This is a genomic window from Arenibacter sp. F20364, assembly GCF_023015905.1.
GTDB lineage: Bacteria > Bacteroidota > Bacteroidia > Flavobacteriales > Flavobacteriaceae > Arenibacter.
Genome location: NZ_JALKBD010000002.1, coordinates 185166 through 201090, shown reverse-complemented (window position 1 = coordinate 201090; position 15925 = coordinate 185166). Strand labels below are relative to the sequence as shown.

Here is a 15925-nt window from a genome sequence, read left to right as displayed (position 1 = left end):
GTTTTAGGATGTTTTTAAGAAAAATACTTCTAAGTGCCTTGGCTAGGCCATTGATTTCCGATTAAGCCATTTAACTTAACCTAGAAAAAGGAACTATGATATTTGCTATTTGAATATTGCCGTGTTAACCTTGGTGTATACCACTAATTTTTGATGGCATACACACAGGTATATCCTTCAAACTCCAAAAATATAATATTGTAATGGGAAGATTTTCCCTTATAAAGAATGGTCCCCGTGGTCTCGGAGTCGGACAAAGAAAAATCCGTAATATTTATATGGTGCAAAAAACTTAGTCCGTGTTGGGCATATATCTTGAACAAGGATTCCTTGGCGCCCCAAACAATAGTCAGTTTTCTAATTAGAGCATCTGAATTTGCCACAGTTTTATATTCCTCTAAAGGAGTATACTTATTGGCAATCCTTAGAATCTTATCACGCTGCATTTCAATATCGATTCCAACCTCTGTGGAATCCGAAATAATAATGCCTGTAAATTCGTGGGAATGGGTAATGGAGATAAACTTGCCATCCTTCAAATGTGGTTTGCCTGCATCATCGTAGAATAGATCATGATCTACATAGCCCTCTACCGCCATTAAATGCCTTATACTCAAAAAACCCCTTCTGTGCAGTTCCGATTTCATCCCCATCATGCGTTCTTGGCAATGTGGAGTAAGCACAACCCCTTCTGAAAGCTGGGATTCCGTTTCTTCAACTTTCCAAATCAAGACTTTAGCCTTGTCATCAACTGTTATTGTTTTGTAAAGAGGCATTGGATTATTTAAGTTATTACTACCTTTGCAAATGCAAAAATTAAGTTAATTGTACTATTACTAAAATAAAAATAAAAAAGGAGAAGAAATAGACTAATCGAAGATATTCTTCAATTATATTATTTTCTGATCAATTACTCCTAATTTTATTTTGCATAAGAATATGACCAATTAATTATAACAAAAAAATATATGAGTACTAAAACCATTCCTTACGTCCCTTATAAAGTAAAAGATATTGGCTTGGCCAAATGGGGGAGAAAAGAAATTGAACTTGCGGAAGCCGAAATGCCGGGCTTAATGTCCTTGCGGGAGGAATATGGAAACGATCAGCCTCTCAAAGGCGCCCGTATTGCCGGGTGTTTGCATATGACTATACAGACTGCCGTGCTTATTGAAACTTTGGTAGCCCTAGGAGCAGATGTCACTTGGAGTTCCTGTAATATTTTCTCAACCCAGGACCAGGCCGCTGCAGCTATTGCGGCTGCCGGAATACCCGTATACGCATGGAAGGGAATGAACGAAGAGGAATTTAACTGGGCTATAGAGCAGACTCTATTTTTCGGCGAGGATCGCCAGCCATTGAACATGATCTTGGATGACGGTGGCGACCTTACCAATATGGTATTGGACAAATACCCCGAATTGGCTTCGAATATCAAAGGCCTTTCCGAAGAGACCACTACAGGTGTCCATAGGCTTTATGAAAGAGTAAAAAAAGGAACCTTGCCAATGCCTGCCATCAATGTTAACGATTCTGTTACCAAATCCAAATTCGACAACAAATACGGATGTAGGGAAAGTGCTGTAGATGCCATTCGAAGGGCCACAGATACAATGCTTGCCGGTAAAAGAGTAGTAGTTGCCGGTTATGGAGATGTAGGTAAAGGTACAGCTGCATCTTTTAAAGGGGCCGGTTCTATTGTTACCGTTACGGAAATTGACCCAATATGTGCGCTTCAGGCAGCAATGGACGGATTTGAGGTGAAAAGAATGGATACTGTTGTTGGAAATGCAGATATCGTAATAACCACTACAGGTAATAAGGATATTATTCAGTCACAGCATTTTAAGGCGATGAAAGACAAGGTCATCGTATGTAATATTGGCCATTTTGACAATGAAATAGACATGGCATGGTTGAACAAGAATTACGGCCATACCAAGGACGAAATAAAACCACAGGTAGATAAATACACCCTTGAAGGTAAGGATATTATTCTTTTGGCCGAAGGTAGATTGGTAAATCTAGGATGTGCTACCGGCCATCCAAGTTTTGTAATGAGCAACTCGTTTACCAATCAAACCTTAGCACAAATGGAACTTTGGAACCACGGTGACAAATACAATAACGAGGTCTATATGCTTCCAAAACATTTGGACGAAAAGGTAGCCGCTTTGCACCTATCCCGATTGGGAGTGGAATTGGAAACCCTAAGACCAGAACAGGCCGAATATATAGGCGTAACTGTTAATGGTCCATTTAAACCCGATTATTACAGGTACTAGCTGCTATTCTTGTTCGGAAAGATTCAAGAAAACTTTTTTACTTAAAGCCAAAATCCTTATCATAATCAAACAGATAAGGATTTTGACTTTTTAATTCCCAAACCAACTTAATGAACATACTCTTAACCGGAGCTACTGGAACCTTAGGTTCTAGAGTATTATTTTCACTTTTGGAACTTCACTTCCAAAATATTGAAACCATTTTTCTCCCTGTTCGTAGTAAAACTTCTGTTAGCCCTGTACAACGTATAATAAATGTAGTATCAAGTGAATTTGCCTCGGATTTTGTAAAAAAGAACCTTCCTGAAATCTTAAAGAAAATAAGCACAGTAGATGCGGAAGAATTATTTAATCCAACTTCTTTCCTAGGAAACCATAAATTGGACTACTTTATTCACTCAGCCGGTTTTGTCAACTTATCCACAGACCCTGCCGCCAAGGAGGAAATATTCGTTCAAAATCTACAGTTCACCAAAGATATTTTCAATACATATTGCAAGCACATTGATAAATTCGTTTATATAAGCACGGCATTCGCCGCGGGAAATATCGGCGGGCTCCTGGATAATGACTATAGCAACATAAAGAACGGCAACTATCGCAACCATTACGAGGCCTCGAAACACGCTTCCGAGAAATTTCTCTTTAAGGCCGGTAGGGAGAGCAATATTCCTATTCAAATTTTACGGCCCAGCGTTCTCGGAGGAAATATTAATGAGAGCCCAAATTACTTCATTTCAAAATACATGGTTTTTTACCTTTTTGCGAAATTCTTTCATAATAGTAATTCCAAGGAGGCCATACGAATAACGACCAACGCGGAAACAGGATTAAATATTATACCCACCGATTATGCCGCTCGGGTTATTGCCATGGTGATAACTACGGAGATTCAACAATTAAACATTGTTAATTCCAAGGAAACGAACATGAAAAATGGCATAGCCAAAATTTTAAAAGTCGTTGGGTTCTCCAATTATAGTTTTACCGAAGATAAAATTAACACCTCAACAGGGTTTTCCTCAAAATTGGAAGAGTTTTACTATGAAACCATCGGCCTACATCTACACCCGTATATGACCTCTAAACCCAATGAATGGGACACAAGCCTATTGGAGAGTATCTTGCCCATACCTAGCTACAACCTAGTAGACTATTTATCTGAAACCGTTGCCTTTGCCAAAGCGAAAAATTTCAGAAATCAAAAATGGTAAAACAAATATAGTATTCAGTAAAAACAAAAAACTCTTTCCGACCATGGAAAGAGTTTTTTAATATTTAAAAGCTGTAAAGTATTAAGCCTCAAAAGGCTCAATAGAAACATAGGATTTACCTCCTGCTTTCTTTTGGAATTTTACAAGACCATCTACCCTTGCATGCAAAGTATGATCTTTTCCAGCATAAACATTTTCACCTGGGTTATGCTTAGTACCACGTTGTCTTACAATGATGTTCCCAGCAATGGCAGCTTGTCCACCATAAATCTTAACGCCCAAACGTTTTGATTCTGATTCCCTACCGTTTTTAGAACTACCTACACCTTTCTTATGTGCCATGATATATTGTTTTAATTCTTGTTATTAACTTAAAGCGGCAATTAATTCTGCTTTTTTCATTGAAGAATAACCTTCAACTCCTTTAGCTTTTGCCAATTCCCTTAGCTCAGCAACCGTATTCTTACTCAAATCCTCAGTAGTTGCTTTAGCTTCCACTTTCTTTGGTGCATCAGCTTTTACCTCTGTTTTTTTAGCGGCGGGCTTAGCTTCTTTTTTTGGTTCCGTCTTTTTCTCAGCTTTTTTGGCACCAGAGGCAACTATACCTTCTATTACCAGTTCTGTCAAATATTGACGGTGACCGTTTTTCTTTTTGTAACCTTTACGTCTTTTCTTTTTAAAGACAATTACCTTATCACCTTTTAGGTGCTTAATGACTTTAGCCTCAACAGCGGCTCCGTCTATAGCTGGGGCGCCAATTGTAATGTTACTACCATCTTCCAACAAAAGAACGTTATCAAAGGTTACTTTGCTACCTTCTTCGTCTTGTAAACGGTGCACATACACTTTTTGGTCTTTCGCAACTTTAAATTGCTGCCCTGCTATCTCTACAATTGCGTACATAGCTTGTGTTATTTATAAATTTAAGAACAAGCCTAATATTTACTTAGGCGGGTGCAAATATACTCCTAAATCCTTAATCCACAAGTGATTTTTTAGATTTTTAAGCCGATTTTCTTTTGAGGTTGTTCGAAGACTTAAACAATTGCATAAATGAAAGGGTCAATACCAGTGAAGTAGCAAAGCCCATAATGGCCACAGTAAAGAAGACAATGCCCTCTGAGGTGTTGTAATCCTTGAACCACACCTTGGAAAGTTCATCCAAAAATCCGAGATTGATCTCCGTAGAATAAAAGGCAAAAAATATTGTAAAAATCAGCGTACCTACAAAGCCGGTGATAATTCCTGCAGTAAAACCTTTGCCATAATTAAAGGCAGGCCCTTCCTTAACCCTAAAGTATTTTATGGCCTCATATATTCCAAAGCCCGTGATTACACCATTAAATAGACTGTAAAATATATTGGTATGCAGATTAAAAAGTGACAATAATAAAAAATAGGCAATTAATGAACCACTAACAGCTATACCAAACCTAATAGGGAGCGCAAATTGTTTCATTATATAGAATTTTTAGGTTATGCAATTAATTTACAGAATTTTAATGATTTATACACGCAAATTAACATGGAATTGATTTCAAAGGTGGTTTTATCTTCCCAAACTATTGGCGTCCAGGCGAATTTCCCTGTATTCCTTAAGAATACAGCGTTCTACTTTTTAACAAGACCCTTAAAGAATTATCATTTTTGTGACCTAAACCAATTTTTAGGTTCAATTATTAAAGAAATAAATCAAAGCACAATTTAATCCCGTGTATTTTTGTTAAAATAGAATCGAAAACCCGCTTATAACACTACCAATTCAGTATCTTTGCTTTCTTTTTAAAAGGAGGGTATTGAACTTATAAAAACAGTCGTCCTAACTCAAAAATTAACTTAAAAGGCCTCTTTGGCCACTTTGATAGCAGTAAAATTTACCCGATGACAAAAATAAAATTAATTCTTATTCTTTCAGTTGTAATTGCAGTTGCCCACTCCTGTAAAGACCAAAACAAAGATAATTCAAAAATGAAAGGTGTAATGGCCATTCATGACGAGGTAATGCCCAAAATGGGGACCATAGGCAAACTGGTCTCCCAATTGGATGAAAAAATCACGAACGATACTTCTTCCGAAGACTATGTAGCCGCCAGGGAGGACTTAAAGGCTGCCCACAAGGCTATGATGGATTGGATGAAAGGCTTTGGCGATCGTTTTGATGGGGACGAGATATTGAACGGAAAAACCTTGACGGAAGAAAAGCAAAAATGGCTGGATGAGGAAGAGACCAAAGTAAAGGCTCTAAGAGATCAAATAAATTCCAGTATCAAGGAAGCTGAAGATTTATTGAAAAGCAAATAATCAATTGCTACTCCTTCCAGCGTAAGGATTCAATAATATTGCGAATATCTTGTTGCAAATGTACCGCTGCCGGCAGAATTGAATCATAATTGGGTTTGGCATAAAAATACAATGAGCCGGTAACAAAGTGTTTTGTACTGTCCGTTACATAAAATTGGGATTGCGAGGCGGCATTTCCCTTAACCTCATAATACATTCCAAATACCTTAGCGGGCTCATTAACTACTGGTTCTTCATAAATGCCATCAGCCTTCACTACATGCTCATAGCTTAATTTTTGTGCATCGGTAAGCAGCTTGTCCAAATTACCGTTTACCGGCTTATAATTAATAAAAATAGACCCTTTCATTAGCGGATAGTCCAAGGTAAAAGAGGTATTGGACACAGATTTTAGTTTCGCCAATTCATTGTACTTGACAGAAAAGTGTTCTGTTTCCAACTTTCCCTGCTTACCAGTGGGATATTCCAACCTCAACATGGCCTTGGGCTTGGGCAAAAAATTGTCCTGGCATGCCGACACAAGACAAGTCAAAAAAATCATAAGTCCGAGGTTACGCTTCATGGGGCAATGTTATTTTTATTTGTTTCAAACGTTTTTTATCCAGACTCTCCACAATAAATTTATAATCTTTGAAGATTACCACCTCGCCCCTTTTGGGGAAACTTCCGGCAATTTCCAGAACAAAACCGGCAACCGTTTCAGATTCTCCCTTTTTCTCCTCAAAATCATCCTCATCCTCAATTTTGGCCACTCTATAAAAATCCTTCAAAGCAGTTTTGCCATCAAAGACATAGTTAAAATCGTCCAACTTGGAAAAAATTAAGTCCTCATCATCAAACTCATCACTGATATCCCCTACAATTTCCTCAATAATATCTTCAAGGGTAACTATTCCGGAAGTACCCCCATACTCATCCACCACAACGGCCAAATGATTTTTCTTGGTCTGGAAATCCAGCAACAAGTTGTCCAATTTTTTATTCTCGGGAACAAAATAGGGCTCCCTGATCAAAGACATCCAATTAAAGGTTTTTCGATCTATATAGGGCAGGAGATCCTTAACATAAAGTACCCCCAGTACATTGTCCATATTTTGAGAAAAAACCGGTATTCTAGAGTAGCCCTGAGTTTTTATTTCCGCCAAGACCTCCAAAAATTTCATTTCCTCGTTCAAGGCAAAAATATCTATCCTCGGCCGCATCACCTGTTTGGTGTCGGTATTTCCAAAAGAGACGATGCCCTCCAGTATTTTTTGTTCTTCTATCGTGGTATCGCCCTCCGAAGTTAGCTCCAGTGCCTGGGACAAATGGCCTACATTAAGGTTAGATTTCTGCTTGCCCAATTTGTTGTACAGGAAAATTGTGGCAGACCTCATTGGCAAACTTAAAGGAGAGAAGACAAAATCCAACACCTTCAAAGGAAAAGTCATGAAATAGGCGAAGGTAAATCTATTTCGATTGGCATAAACCTTGGGCAAAATCTCCCCAAACATTAATATTAAAAAGGTAACCACTACGACTTCCAAGAGAAAACGTACGGGAACAAGTCCTAAAATTACATAGGTAATGTCCGCAAAAATGGTGTCCCCTATATTATTGAACAACAAAACGACACCAATATTTATGGCATTATTCGCAATTAATATGGTAGCCAAAAGCTTTTTGGGGCGATCCAATAGCTCAACAATGATCTTCCCTTTGGCCGTCTTTTTTTCCTCTATCTCATTAATATCGGTTTGGGATAGACCAAAAAAAGCAACTTCGGCCCCAGAAATAAGAGCAGAGAAAAATAAGAGAATAAAAAGTATTGCGATTTTTAGAGCAAAACCGCTGTCGAGTGCTATAAAATTCAATAATAAACTAAGGGGGTCTGGGTCCAATAGTCAGTCTTTAAATTTAATTTGTCTAGAATGGTAAATCATCTTCCTCCTCGGGTCCATTGTTACCCAACGGTTCGTTAGCCTTATTTGCTGTGGCAGATGTTCCCTGCTGAGGTTGATTCTGATTACTTGATTGGGCGTTGGCCGTACTCTCGTTTTTGGTAGTCAAAAAGGTAAAATCCTGCACGTGTATCTCCGTGGTATATCTGGTATTACCATCTTCCCCTTGCCATTGACGGTTTTTAAGTCGGCCTTCCACATAAATTTTATCCCCTTTATTAAGGTATTTTTCGCAAATTTCAGCGGCCTTGTTCCTCACCACAATATTATGCCAATCCGTATTGGTCACCCTTTCCCCAGTCTGCTTATTGGTGTAGGTCTCATTGGTAGCCAATGGAAATCTACCTATACAGTTTCCACCTTCAAAAAAGTGAATTTTAACCTCATCTCCCAAGTGCCCGATCAGCATTACCTTATTTAGTGTTCCGCTCATAACTCAATATAAAGTTCAAAAGTACTAAATTTTAAACGTTTTTATAAAATCTGCAATTAAAACTGGAACAGGATATTTATGAAGTTCAGCCAATTGTATTCCATTTTCAAGATTAGCTTCAAAGGTGATGATCCAAAACCTAGTATGCAAATGTTGGTGTGATAGTTTATGAACTATTTTATTTTCATTATAAAGGTATATTTCCGAAGGTTCTTCCAACGCCACCAAATCTTTCAAATTCGCTGTCACTTCTCCCTGATCAATATACTGTTCCGTTTCTAGCAATGGAAATTCGTATAAATTTTGCCAAATTCCATTCCCTTTTCGCTGTTGCAAAAGGGTTTTATTATTTTCATCCAACAAGACCAAATAATTAAAATAGCGATTACGGACCTTATTCTTTTTTATTTTTACCGGAAGGACATCTATCTTATTATGTGTATAGGCTATGCAAGCTGGCTGTAAGGGACAACGGCTGCAATCCGGATTTTTTGGCGTGCATTGAAGGGCCCCAAATTCCATTATCCCCTGATTATAGTCCCTTATATTACCGGTATCCATAATTTCTTTTGCCAATTCCTTGAAGTATAGAATACCCTCCGAACTGTTAATGGGGAGGTCTATTCCATAATATCGGGCCAAAACCCTATATACATTTCCATCTACCACAGCCTCCGGCCGATTAAAGCAAATAGAAGCTATTGCGGAGGCCGTATAATCGCCAATACCTTTCAGCTCCAAAAGCTCCTTATAGGTATTTGGAAATTTTCCATTATATTTTTCTGTAATAATTTTTGCAGTGGCATGTAAATTTCTTGCCCTGGAATAATATCCCAATCCCTGCCATAATTTAAGCACCTTTTCTTCGGATGCCGAGGCCAAATCCTGCACTTCCGGGAATGCCTCCACAAACTTCAAATAATAAGGTATACCTTGAGCTACACGGGTCTGTTGAAGCATAATTTCTGACAGCCAAATAAGATAGGGCTCATTAGTGTTACGCCAAGGAAGAAGCCTTTTATTTAGCTCGTACCACTCTAAAATAATTCTGGAAAAGTTCATTTACTTGGGAATAATTAACAAAAGTAATGGTTTACTAACTTAAAATTAAGTTCCTTAGCAATGAAAGATTGAATTTAATTCATATATTTGCATCCCGAAAAAAAATTCTTTAGAAATTTATTTAGTTAAAATGACGAAAGCGGAAATTGTAACGAAAATCTCAGAAAAACTGGGAATTGAAAAAGGAGATGTACAAGCAACTGTGGAATCTTTCATGGATGAAGTTAAAACATCATTAGAAAGCGGAGACAATGTTTACCTAAGAGGCTTCGGCAGTTTTATCATTAAAACAAGAGCTGAAAAAACCGGTAGGAACATATCCAAAAATACTACCATTAAGATCCCTGCACACAACATCCCAGCCTTTAAACCGGCCAAGGTTTTTGTAGAAGGTGTAAAAAGTAATGTACAAGTCAAATAAAATAATATTAATCTAAAAAAGTAGACCTCTATGCCTAGTGGTAAAAAAAGAAAAAGACATAAGGTAGCTACCCACAAGCGTAAAAAACGCCGGAGAGCTAACCGACACAAGAAAAAGTAGTTGTATCAACTACTTTTTCCTTTTATACGTTCCTTGACATAGAAATTCGTAAAAGAATTTCGACGGGTTTATACAACCTGTACAAATTATTGTTTAATCATTTGTCCCCACTTGAGATCTATTGAGTGGCCGGATGAATATAAATTAATTCAGGTGAATAGAGAATTAATCGTAAGATCTAGTTCCAATGCCGTTGATTTTGCCTTGCTAAAGGATGGAAAACTCACTGAATTACACAAAGAAGAAGACAGTAACGACTTTGCCGTTGGCGATATTTTAATCGCCAAGGTGAGAAAGCCGGTAACTGGACTAAATGCAGCCTTCGTAAATGTAGGGTACGAGAAAGATGCCTTTCTACATTACCACGATTTAGGACCGAAATTAGCTTCTATGTTGAAATTCATTAAAAAAGTTAGCACTGGAAAACTTAAGGACTATTCTTTAAGCAATTTTCAGTTTGAAGAAGATATTGACAAAAACGGTAGCATCAATGATGTTATTAAAGCCAATCAATCCTTACTCGTACAAATAGTTAAGGAACCCATTTCCACAAAAGGACCACGAATAAGCTCTGAACTTTCCATAGCTGGCCGATACTTGGTCATGGTCCCTTTTTCAGACCGCGTTTCCGTTTCTCAAAAAATTGAAAGCAAAGAAGAAAAAGATAGGTTAAAAAGACTCGTAAGGAGTATTAAACCAAAAGGGTTTGGCGTTATTATCCGAACAGTAGCAGAAGGCAAAAAAGTAGCAGAACTAGACAAAGACTTGCAGAATTTACTGAACAAATGGTCAGTAATGTGCAACAAGATCCAAAGAGCACCGCATCCATCCAAAGTTTTGGTAGAGCTTACAAGAGCTTCCTCCATTCTTAGGGATGTTTTTAACGATTCCTTTACCGGTATCCATGTTGATGACGAAACGCTTTTTGAGCAAGTAAAAGATTATGTGCATGAAATTGCACCAGAAAAGGAATCTATTGTAAGATTGTATAATTCTAATGTGCCCATTTTTGAAAAATTTGGGATAGAAAGACAAATTAAAACTTCGTTCGGCCGTACGGCCTCCATGAGCAAAGGCGCTTATTTAATTATTGAACATACCGAAGCACTGCACGTTATAGACGTTAACAGCGGTAACCGTTCCAATAAAGCCAAGAATCAGGAAGACACAGCCCTAGAAGTAAATTTATTGGCCGCCTCCGAAATTGCCAGACAATTGCGACTTCGCGATATGGGAGGAATCATTGTGGTAGACTTTATCGACATGGGTAAAGGCGAACACAGAAGGCGCCTTTTTGATCACCTTAGGAATGAGATGAAAGACGACAGGGCCAAACACAAAATACTGCCCCCAAGTAAGTTTGGACTTATACAAATTACAAGACAGCGGGTTAGACCCGAAATGAACATTAAAACAAGTGAGGAAAATCCCAATGGCTCCGGCCAAGAGGTAGAAGCCCCTATTGTTTTGATCGACAAGATAAATGCAGATCTGGAAAAACTCTTAAAAGGTCCGGCAAAGGATAATGGAATTATCTTAAACATACATCCATTTATTGCCGCTTATTTAACCAAAGGGTTTCCGTCTATACGTTCCAAATGGTTTCTGGAACATAAAAGATGGGTTAAAATACAACCTAGGGATGCCTATACGTATCTTGAATATCGTTTTAAGAACAAAGACGGTAAAACTATATATTAAAGAAAAAGCGACTTCCAAAACGGAGTCGCTTTTTTTGTTTCTGAAACTTTTCAGTAGCCTTAAAATCCGACCAAAAATTACTTAATCCTAGGGGTAACCACAATATTCCTAAATTCTATAGGACCGTGATCTCCCTGAAAATACAATGGTCCAGGCTCGCCTTCCTTACTATCCAGAGCGCCACCAGTAATTCCCGGTATTATTTGGTCACTGATCACGGTAGTTCCATTGGCTACAACGGTTACCCTTCTACCGATCAAAGTAATATCATATTCCTGCCATTCCCCGGCCGCTTTGGCAACTACCTCACTAGGCGTAAGAAAGCCGTATACACCACTGTATTCCACATCCGAAGGTTCTGCCCCTTTACTATCGGTAATCTGCACCTCATAGCGTCCACGTAGATATACACCACTATTGCTCCCCTTTGGATACTTAAATTCCAAATGCAATTTAAAGTCATCGAACTTCTGTTCGGAAACCAAATTGGAACCAGATCTGGGACTTTTTAGCACTCCAGATTCCGCGACCCACTGATTTTCGCCCATGGCCTGCCATCCACTTAAATCCTTACCGTTGAACAATTTAATTGGTTTGCCCCACTTAGGGTTTTTGGTATACTCCAATTTAGGGGCACGTTTAGCCACCCAATTATACGTTTCGCCGTCCGTATACAACATAGTCCCTTTTAGTTCATCGCCGCTCATGCCACCTTCAAACTCCAAATAGGCATGGGAGTCTTCCCATTGCGGGGGGATGGCGAAACTAAATTGCCCATCTTTCATTTTTACTTCTGATATTGGACGGGCACTACCATTGGCATAAACAAACCTTCCTACCAAAGTATGGTTGCCCGAGTGTCGAATTTCCAACCAAGACGGAAGTTCTTTGCCTTCTTGGGAAATTACCATGTCCCAACGCCCTTCTATGGGGTTTATTTGTTGGGCATATGAAAAAGTAGCCATGGCCAGCATCATGTTCAAGACCGCTAAACTCAGTTTTAATTTGTTGTTCATTTTAAAAGCTTGTTTTTATTGAATCGTAAATATAAATACAATATAATAACAGCACCAACTATAATTCTTTAAATTAACCACACTTATGTCCTAGCAGCTCTAGGACATCGAACAAAATATTAGGGTGGATCTATCAATTCCCCAAACCACCGTATATTTACAGAAATACTCCACAAAATTAACGGGAGCCATTGACCATTGAGAGCCTTTTTAAACTAATGATATCACCAAAAAATTCCTATTCCGTAAATGAAGCCACCAAAAAATTGGAAGGGTATTGCGCCTATCAGGACCGTTGCCATAAGGAGGTACTTTCCAAATTAAGGGAAATGCATATGATTCCTGAAGCCATAGACCTCATAGTGGGGCACTTAATACAAGAGAATTACCTAAATGAGGAACGTTTTTCCAGGAGTTTCGCCAGGGGAAAATTCAATATAAAAAAATGGGGTAAAAATAGAATTGTCAATGAGTTGAAGCAAAGGGAAATTTCCAAATACAATATAAACAAGGCCTTGGAGGAATTGGAGCCCACGGAATACTTAAAAACATTCAATGCTTTGGCCAAAAAACGTTTGTCGGAAATAAGGGAAAAGGATATACAAAAACGGCGAAAAAAACTCGCCGATTACCTTTTGTACCGCGGCTGGGAAAGTGGAATGGTGTATGAAAAGGTATTCGAACTCGTCCCCAACAAATAAAGCTTCACCTTCACCTCTCCTCCGTATGGAGGGGGCAAAGGATCATATGTTTTAATTAAGGTTGAAGGAAGCGCCTAAACTGAATACAAACTGGTTGTGCAATTCTTCAGCTGGGGATAAGGTATCCGTTTTATACTTTGCAATTGGCGCGCCTAATTCGGTAAATATGCCAAAGCCATCGCTAAAAAAGTATCGGACACCCAAGTGACCTCCAAAATTCTTAAGGCCAAGGTCCAATCCGGGATAAATATCAACCTTGTCCCCTAACTGAAAAACACTCCCCAAATTGGCATTGAATCTTGCCTTAAAGTCTATTCTATCGCCAAAATCGGCATCGATAAGTTCCTCCACTCCCAAAACGTAGGAAGAAGATAGCCCTAAAGAGAAATTTTCTCCCAATCCATAATCATAGGTAACGACAATTCCGGAACCATTGTCCTGAAAATTGGCCCCTATCTGGAATTTCATATCTCCCTTACCATCAAAAGCCTGTGCATTAAGAGATGCTACTGCCAATATCAATATCACTGCAATTAAAAATTTTCTCATAGCGCTACGCGTATTATAATTTTATTTAAAAGGCACAAAGATATTCCTTTCCTTGCACATAGCACTTAGGACAACTGCTTATTTGTCCTTTCTATGGCTTGTTCATTCTTCCAATCTATCCATTCCTGCCCTTTCAATTTTCGCATTATATTATCGTAATAACGCATGATCAATACATTGTAGAAAGCCCTTCCCAAATTCGCCGGATTTCTGGCAATGGCCCTTAAACTCATTGAAAAACCAGGGGTAATGTATTTCATATAATGCCAATACCCTTCCGGCATGTACAACACCTCCCCATGTTCCAAATGGGTTTTAAATCCGGCAGCACTTGCCAATGCCGGCCACTTTTCATAATCCGGATTCGAAAAATCTATACTCTCATGGGTAATCAGTGAATGTGGTACTTTATACAGGTATTTATTTTCGGACTGAGGAAATAGAATGATCTCCTTTTTTCCCGCAAAATGAAAATGAAAGATATTGGCCAGATCAATATCGTAATGCATAAAGGTATGTGAATTGGTCCCCCCAAAAAAAAGCATGGGCAAGCCCTTCATTAGGTTAAGGCCAAAATCCGGAAACGTATAATCTTTCTGAAGCTCCGGAACCTCCTTGAGGATATTCCATAGAAAAATACGATATTTTGTGGGCCCTTTTTGCAAAAGATCCAAATAATCGGACATTTTCATGCTGGCATGTGGCTCGTTAAACCCGTCCTTATGATGTACCGGCCTATCATCATATAGCGGAACTATTTTGTTTCCGGCAACACGCCTTATATAATCAAAATCCCATTTGGAATAGGCAGGCCATTCCTCAATACACTTTTCTATGACCACTGGTATCTGTGGTCTAAAATAGTTGTTGAGAAACTCTTCTTTGGTAATATTAGCTACCCTTGGAATCTCTTTTAAGTTCAATATAACCTGATTGTTTAGCCTAGCAAAGTTAAAAAACCTAAAATAATATTTTTACAGAACCATCCGATAGGGGCTTACTCCGTAAGATCGGCTTTCTTTTTAGCGGCTTCGTTCCTATCAATGGTATGTCCCGGCCTAGTCCATTTTGGCTTTTCGCCTATGGCTTGGTACTGGGAATTCTCAGCTTCCACAGTTTTGGGTTGGGAAACCTTGGTAAAAGCCTTTTGTGGGTTTAGCCCCAAGAGCTTAAACATGGCCATATCCTCATTTACATCCGGGTTGGGCGTAGTCAATAACTTGTCCCCGGCAAAAATAGAGTTGGCCCCTGCAAAGAAACACATGGCCTGACCTTCCCTACTCATTTGTGTACGTCCTGCCGACAAGCGAACTTGGGTTTCAGGCATTACAATACGGGTAGTGGCCACCATACGCACCATATCCCATATTGGAATGGGTGGCAAGTCGGCCATGGGCGTACCCTCCACGGCTACCAATGCATTTATCGGCACCGATTCCGGCTGTGGGTCCAAAGTGGACAGTGCCACCAACATCCCCGCCCTATCTTCCAGAGCCTCGCCCATACCAATTATACCACCGCTACAAACGGTAACATTACTCTTACGTACGTTATCTATAGTATCTAAACGATCTTTAAAAGCACGGGTAGAAATAACATCCTTATAATAGTCCTCTGAAGTATCCAAATTATGGTTGTAAGCATATAGTCCGGCCTCTGCCAAACGATGCGCCTGATTCTCGGTAATCATACCCAAAGTACAGCAAACCTCCATATCCAGTTTGTTAATGGTACGCACCATCTCCAATACCTGGTCAAACTCCGGTCCATCCTTAACATTTCTCCATGCAGCCCCCATACATACTCTGGAGCTTCCTGCTGTCTTGGCGCGTAAAGCTTGGGCCTTCACCTGGGAAACGGACATTAGGTCGTTGCCCTCTACCTTGGTATGGTAACGTGCGGCCTGTGGACAATATCCACAATCCTCGGGACAACCTCCTGTTTTAATGGACAACAAGGTAGACACCTGCACCGTATTGGGATCATGGTTTTCTCTATGTACAGTGGCCGCCTCATAGAGCAGCTCCATAAACGGTTTGTTATATATATCCAGTATTTCCTGTTTGGTCCAATTATGTCTTACTTCGCTCATACTTTATAGTTCTTGGGGCTTTCCCCGACTTTCTTTCCGATACCTACAAGGAGGACCTGCATGGTCTTGGTGACCTTGTAGGTCTATACC

18 protein-coding genes are annotated in these 15925 nt (G+C 39.2%); 6 read left to right on the top strand and 12 right to left on the bottom strand.

The genetic code is table 11. The features are described 5' to 3' along the window. Positions 1 to 143: 143 nt before the first annotated feature. Positions 144 to 776: a 4'-phosphopantetheinyl transferase family protein gene (locus MWU84_RS02290; RefSeq protein WP_246897754.1), complete on the bottom strand. Its 633-nt coding sequence runs from the start codon at positions 774 to 776 to the stop codon at positions 144 to 146. 192 nt (positions 777 to 968) lie between these two features. Here MWU84_RS02290 and ahcY point away from each other — a divergent pair, with 192 nt between their 5' ends. After that, positions 969 to 2285 (top strand): adenosylhomocysteinase, encoded by a 1317-nt coding sequence (gene ahcY, locus MWU84_RS02285; RefSeq protein ID WP_246897751.1) that lies wholly within the window; start codon positions 969 to 971, stop codon positions 2283 to 2285. A gap of 110 nt (positions 2286 to 2395) precedes the next feature. Continuing rightward, positions 2396 to 3499 (top strand): SDR family oxidoreductase, encoded by a 1104-nt coding sequence (locus MWU84_RS02280; protein WP_246897749.1) that lies wholly within the window; start codon positions 2396 to 2398, stop codon positions 3497 to 3499. An 81-nt stretch (positions 3500 to 3580) separates the two neighbouring features. Here MWU84_RS02280 and rpmA read toward each other — a convergent pair whose 3' ends face one another. The 3 genes from rpmA to MWU84_RS02265 all read right to left on the bottom strand — a co-directional run bounded on the left by rpmA (position 3581) and on the right by MWU84_RS02265 (position 4958). After that, positions 3581 to 3841 carry a 50S ribosomal protein L27 gene (gene rpmA / locus MWU84_RS02275; RefSeq protein ID WP_031445623.1) on the bottom strand — a complete coding sequence of 87 codons (261 nt, stop codon included), beginning with the start codon at positions 3839 to 3841 and terminating at the stop codon, positions 3581 to 3583. 24 nt (positions 3842 to 3865) lie between these two features. Next, the gene (gene rplU, locus MWU84_RS02270; protein ID WP_246897747.1) at positions 3866 to 4402 is read right to left on the bottom strand and encodes a 50S ribosomal protein L21; all 537 of its coding nucleotides are present in this window, start codon (positions 4400 to 4402) and stop codon (positions 3866 to 3868) included. A gap of 100 nt (positions 4403 to 4502) precedes the next feature. Next, complete coding sequence (locus MWU84_RS02265) at positions 4503 to 4958, bottom strand: DUF4199 domain-containing protein (RefSeq protein ID WP_246897745.1); 456 nt, start codon at positions 4956 to 4958, stop codon at positions 4503 to 4505. 422 nt (positions 4959 to 5380) lie between these two features. On the opposite strand from MWU84_RS02265, the gene MWU84_RS02260 reads away from it, so the two are divergent. Next, on the top strand, positions 5381 to 5800 hold the full coding sequence (locus MWU84_RS02260; protein WP_246897743.1) for a hypothetical protein: 420 nt from the start codon (positions 5381 to 5383) through the stop codon (positions 5798 to 5800). A 7-nt stretch (positions 5801 to 5807) separates the two neighbouring features. Here MWU84_RS02260 and gldD read toward each other — a convergent pair whose 3' ends face one another. Genes gldD through mutY form a run of 4 tightly spaced genes read right to left on the bottom strand, consistent with a single transcriptional unit; the run spans position 5808 to position 9235 of the window. Further along, a complete protein-coding gene (gene gldD / locus MWU84_RS02255) occupies positions 5808 to 6362 on the bottom strand; it encodes a gliding motility lipoprotein GldD (protein WP_246897741.1) in 555 nt (184 codons plus the stop codon). Further along, on the bottom strand, positions 6352 to 7680 hold the full coding sequence (locus tag MWU84_RS02250; protein ID WP_246897739.1) for a gliding motility-associated protein GldE: 1329 nt from the start codon (positions 7678 to 7680) through the stop codon (positions 6352 to 6354). Before MWU84_RS02250 ends, gldD begins: the two co-directional genes overlap by 11 nt. A 25-nt stretch (positions 7681 to 7705) precedes the next feature. Continuing rightward, entirely contained in the window at positions 7706 to 8173 is a 468-nt protein-coding gene (ssb, locus tag MWU84_RS02245) for a single-stranded DNA-binding protein (RefSeq protein ID WP_246897737.1), read from the bottom strand. Positions 8174 to 8197: 24 nt separating this feature from the next. Further along, positions 8198 to 9235, bottom strand: coding sequence for an A/G-specific adenine glycosylase (gene mutY / locus MWU84_RS02240; RefSeq protein ID WP_246897734.1), 1038 nt, complete (start codon positions 9233 to 9235; stop codon positions 8198 to 8200). A gap of 130 nt (positions 9236 to 9365) precedes the next feature. On the opposite strand from mutY, the gene MWU84_RS02235 reads away from it, so the two are divergent. Continuing rightward, positions 9366 to 9656 carry an HU family DNA-binding protein gene (locus MWU84_RS02235; RefSeq protein ID WP_031445631.1) on the top strand — a complete coding sequence of 97 codons (291 nt, stop codon included), beginning with the start codon at positions 9366 to 9368 and terminating at the stop codon, positions 9654 to 9656. 273 nt (positions 9657 to 9929) lie between these two features. Continuing rightward, complete coding sequence (locus MWU84_RS02230) at positions 9930 to 11477, top strand: ribonuclease E/G (protein WP_246897732.1); 1548 nt, start codon at positions 9930 to 9932, stop codon at positions 11475 to 11477. A gap of 77 nt (positions 11478 to 11554) precedes the next feature. Here MWU84_RS02230 and MWU84_RS02225 read toward each other — a convergent pair whose 3' ends face one another. After that, the gene (locus tag MWU84_RS02225) at positions 11555 to 12493 is read right to left on the bottom strand and encodes a DUF1080 domain-containing protein (RefSeq protein WP_246897728.1); all 939 of its coding nucleotides are present in this window, start codon (positions 12491 to 12493) and stop codon (positions 11555 to 11557) included. Positions 12494 to 12711: 218 nt separating this feature from the next. On the opposite strand from MWU84_RS02225, the gene MWU84_RS02220 reads away from it, so the two are divergent. Next, positions 12712 to 13194, top strand: coding sequence for a regulatory protein RecX (locus MWU84_RS02220; protein WP_246897726.1), 483 nt, complete (start codon positions 12712 to 12714; stop codon positions 13192 to 13194). Positions 13195 to 13245: 51 nt separating this feature from the next. Here MWU84_RS02220 and MWU84_RS02215 read toward each other — a convergent pair whose 3' ends face one another. The 3 genes from MWU84_RS02215 to bioB all read right to left on the bottom strand — a co-directional run bounded on the left by MWU84_RS02215 (position 13246) and on the right by bioB (position 15835). Continuing rightward, positions 13246 to 13743 carry a porin family protein gene (locus tag MWU84_RS02215; protein ID WP_246897724.1) on the bottom strand — a complete coding sequence of 166 codons (498 nt, stop codon included), beginning with the start codon at positions 13741 to 13743 and terminating at the stop codon, positions 13246 to 13248. Between the two features lie 65 nt (positions 13744 to 13808). Then, positions 13809 to 14666 (bottom strand): cupin-like domain-containing protein, encoded by an 858-nt coding sequence (locus MWU84_RS02210; RefSeq protein WP_246897722.1) that lies wholly within the window; start codon positions 14664 to 14666, stop codon positions 13809 to 13811. Positions 14667 to 14740: 74 nt separating this feature from the next. After that, positions 14741 to 15835, bottom strand: a complete 1095-nt coding sequence (gene bioB / locus MWU84_RS02205) for a biotin synthase BioB (protein WP_246897720.1) — start codon at positions 15833 to 15835, stop codon at positions 14741 to 14743. Between the last annotated feature and the right edge of the window lie 90 nt (positions 15836 to 15925).

Excerpts from the sequence above, each read along its gene's own strand:
- MWU84_RS02290 (WP_246897754.1), bottom strand. The coding sequence starts at position 776 with ATGCCTCTTTACAAAACAATAACAGTTGATGACAAGGCTAAAGTCTTG.
- ahcY (WP_246897751.1), top strand. The coding sequence starts at position 969 with ATGAGTACTAAAACCATTCCTTACGTCCCTTATAAAGTAAAAGATATT.
- MWU84_RS02280 (WP_246897749.1), top strand. The coding sequence starts at position 2,396 with ATGAACATACTCTTAACCGGAGCTACTGGAACCTTAGGTTCTAGAGTA.
- rpmA (WP_031445623.1), bottom strand. The coding sequence starts at position 3,841 with ATGGCACATAAGAAAGGTGTAGGTAGTTCTAAAAACGGTAGGGAATCA.
- rplU (WP_246897747.1), bottom strand. The coding sequence starts at position 4,402 with ATGTACGCAATTGTAGAGATAGCAGGGCAGCAATTTAAAGTTGCGAAA.
- MWU84_RS02265 (WP_246897745.1), bottom strand. The coding sequence starts at position 4,958 with ATGAAACAATTTGCGCTCCCTATTAGGTTTGGTATAGCTGTTAGTGGT.
- MWU84_RS02260 (WP_246897743.1), top strand. The coding sequence starts at position 5,381 with ATGACAAAAATAAAATTAATTCTTATTCTTTCAGTTGTAATTGCAGTT.
- gldD (WP_246897741.1), bottom strand. The coding sequence starts at position 6,362 with ATGAAGCGTAACCTCGGACTTATGATTTTTTTGACTTGTCTTGTGTCG.
- ssb (WP_246897737.1), bottom strand. The coding sequence starts at position 8,173 with ATGAGCGGAACACTAAATAAGGTAATGCTGATCGGGCACTTGGGAGAT.
- mutY (WP_246897734.1), bottom strand. The coding sequence starts at position 9,235 with ATGAACTTTTCCAGAATTATTTTAGAGTGGTACGAGCTAAATAAAAGG.
- MWU84_RS02235 (WP_031445631.1), top strand. The coding sequence starts at position 9,366 with ATGACGAAAGCGGAAATTGTAACGAAAATCTCAGAAAAACTGGGAATT.
- MWU84_RS02225 (WP_246897728.1), bottom strand. The coding sequence starts at position 12,493 with ATGAACAACAAATTAAAACTGAGTTTAGCGGTCTTGAACATGATGCTG.
- MWU84_RS02220 (WP_246897726.1), top strand. The coding sequence starts at position 12,712 with ATGATATCACCAAAAAATTCCTATTCCGTAAATGAAGCCACCAAAAAA.
- MWU84_RS02215 (WP_246897724.1), bottom strand. The coding sequence starts at position 13,743 with ATGAGAAAATTTTTAATTGCAGTGATATTGATATTGGCAGTAGCATCT.
- bioB (WP_246897720.1), bottom strand. The coding sequence starts at position 15,835 with ATGAGCGAAGTAAGACATAATTGGACCAAACAGGAAATACTGGATATA.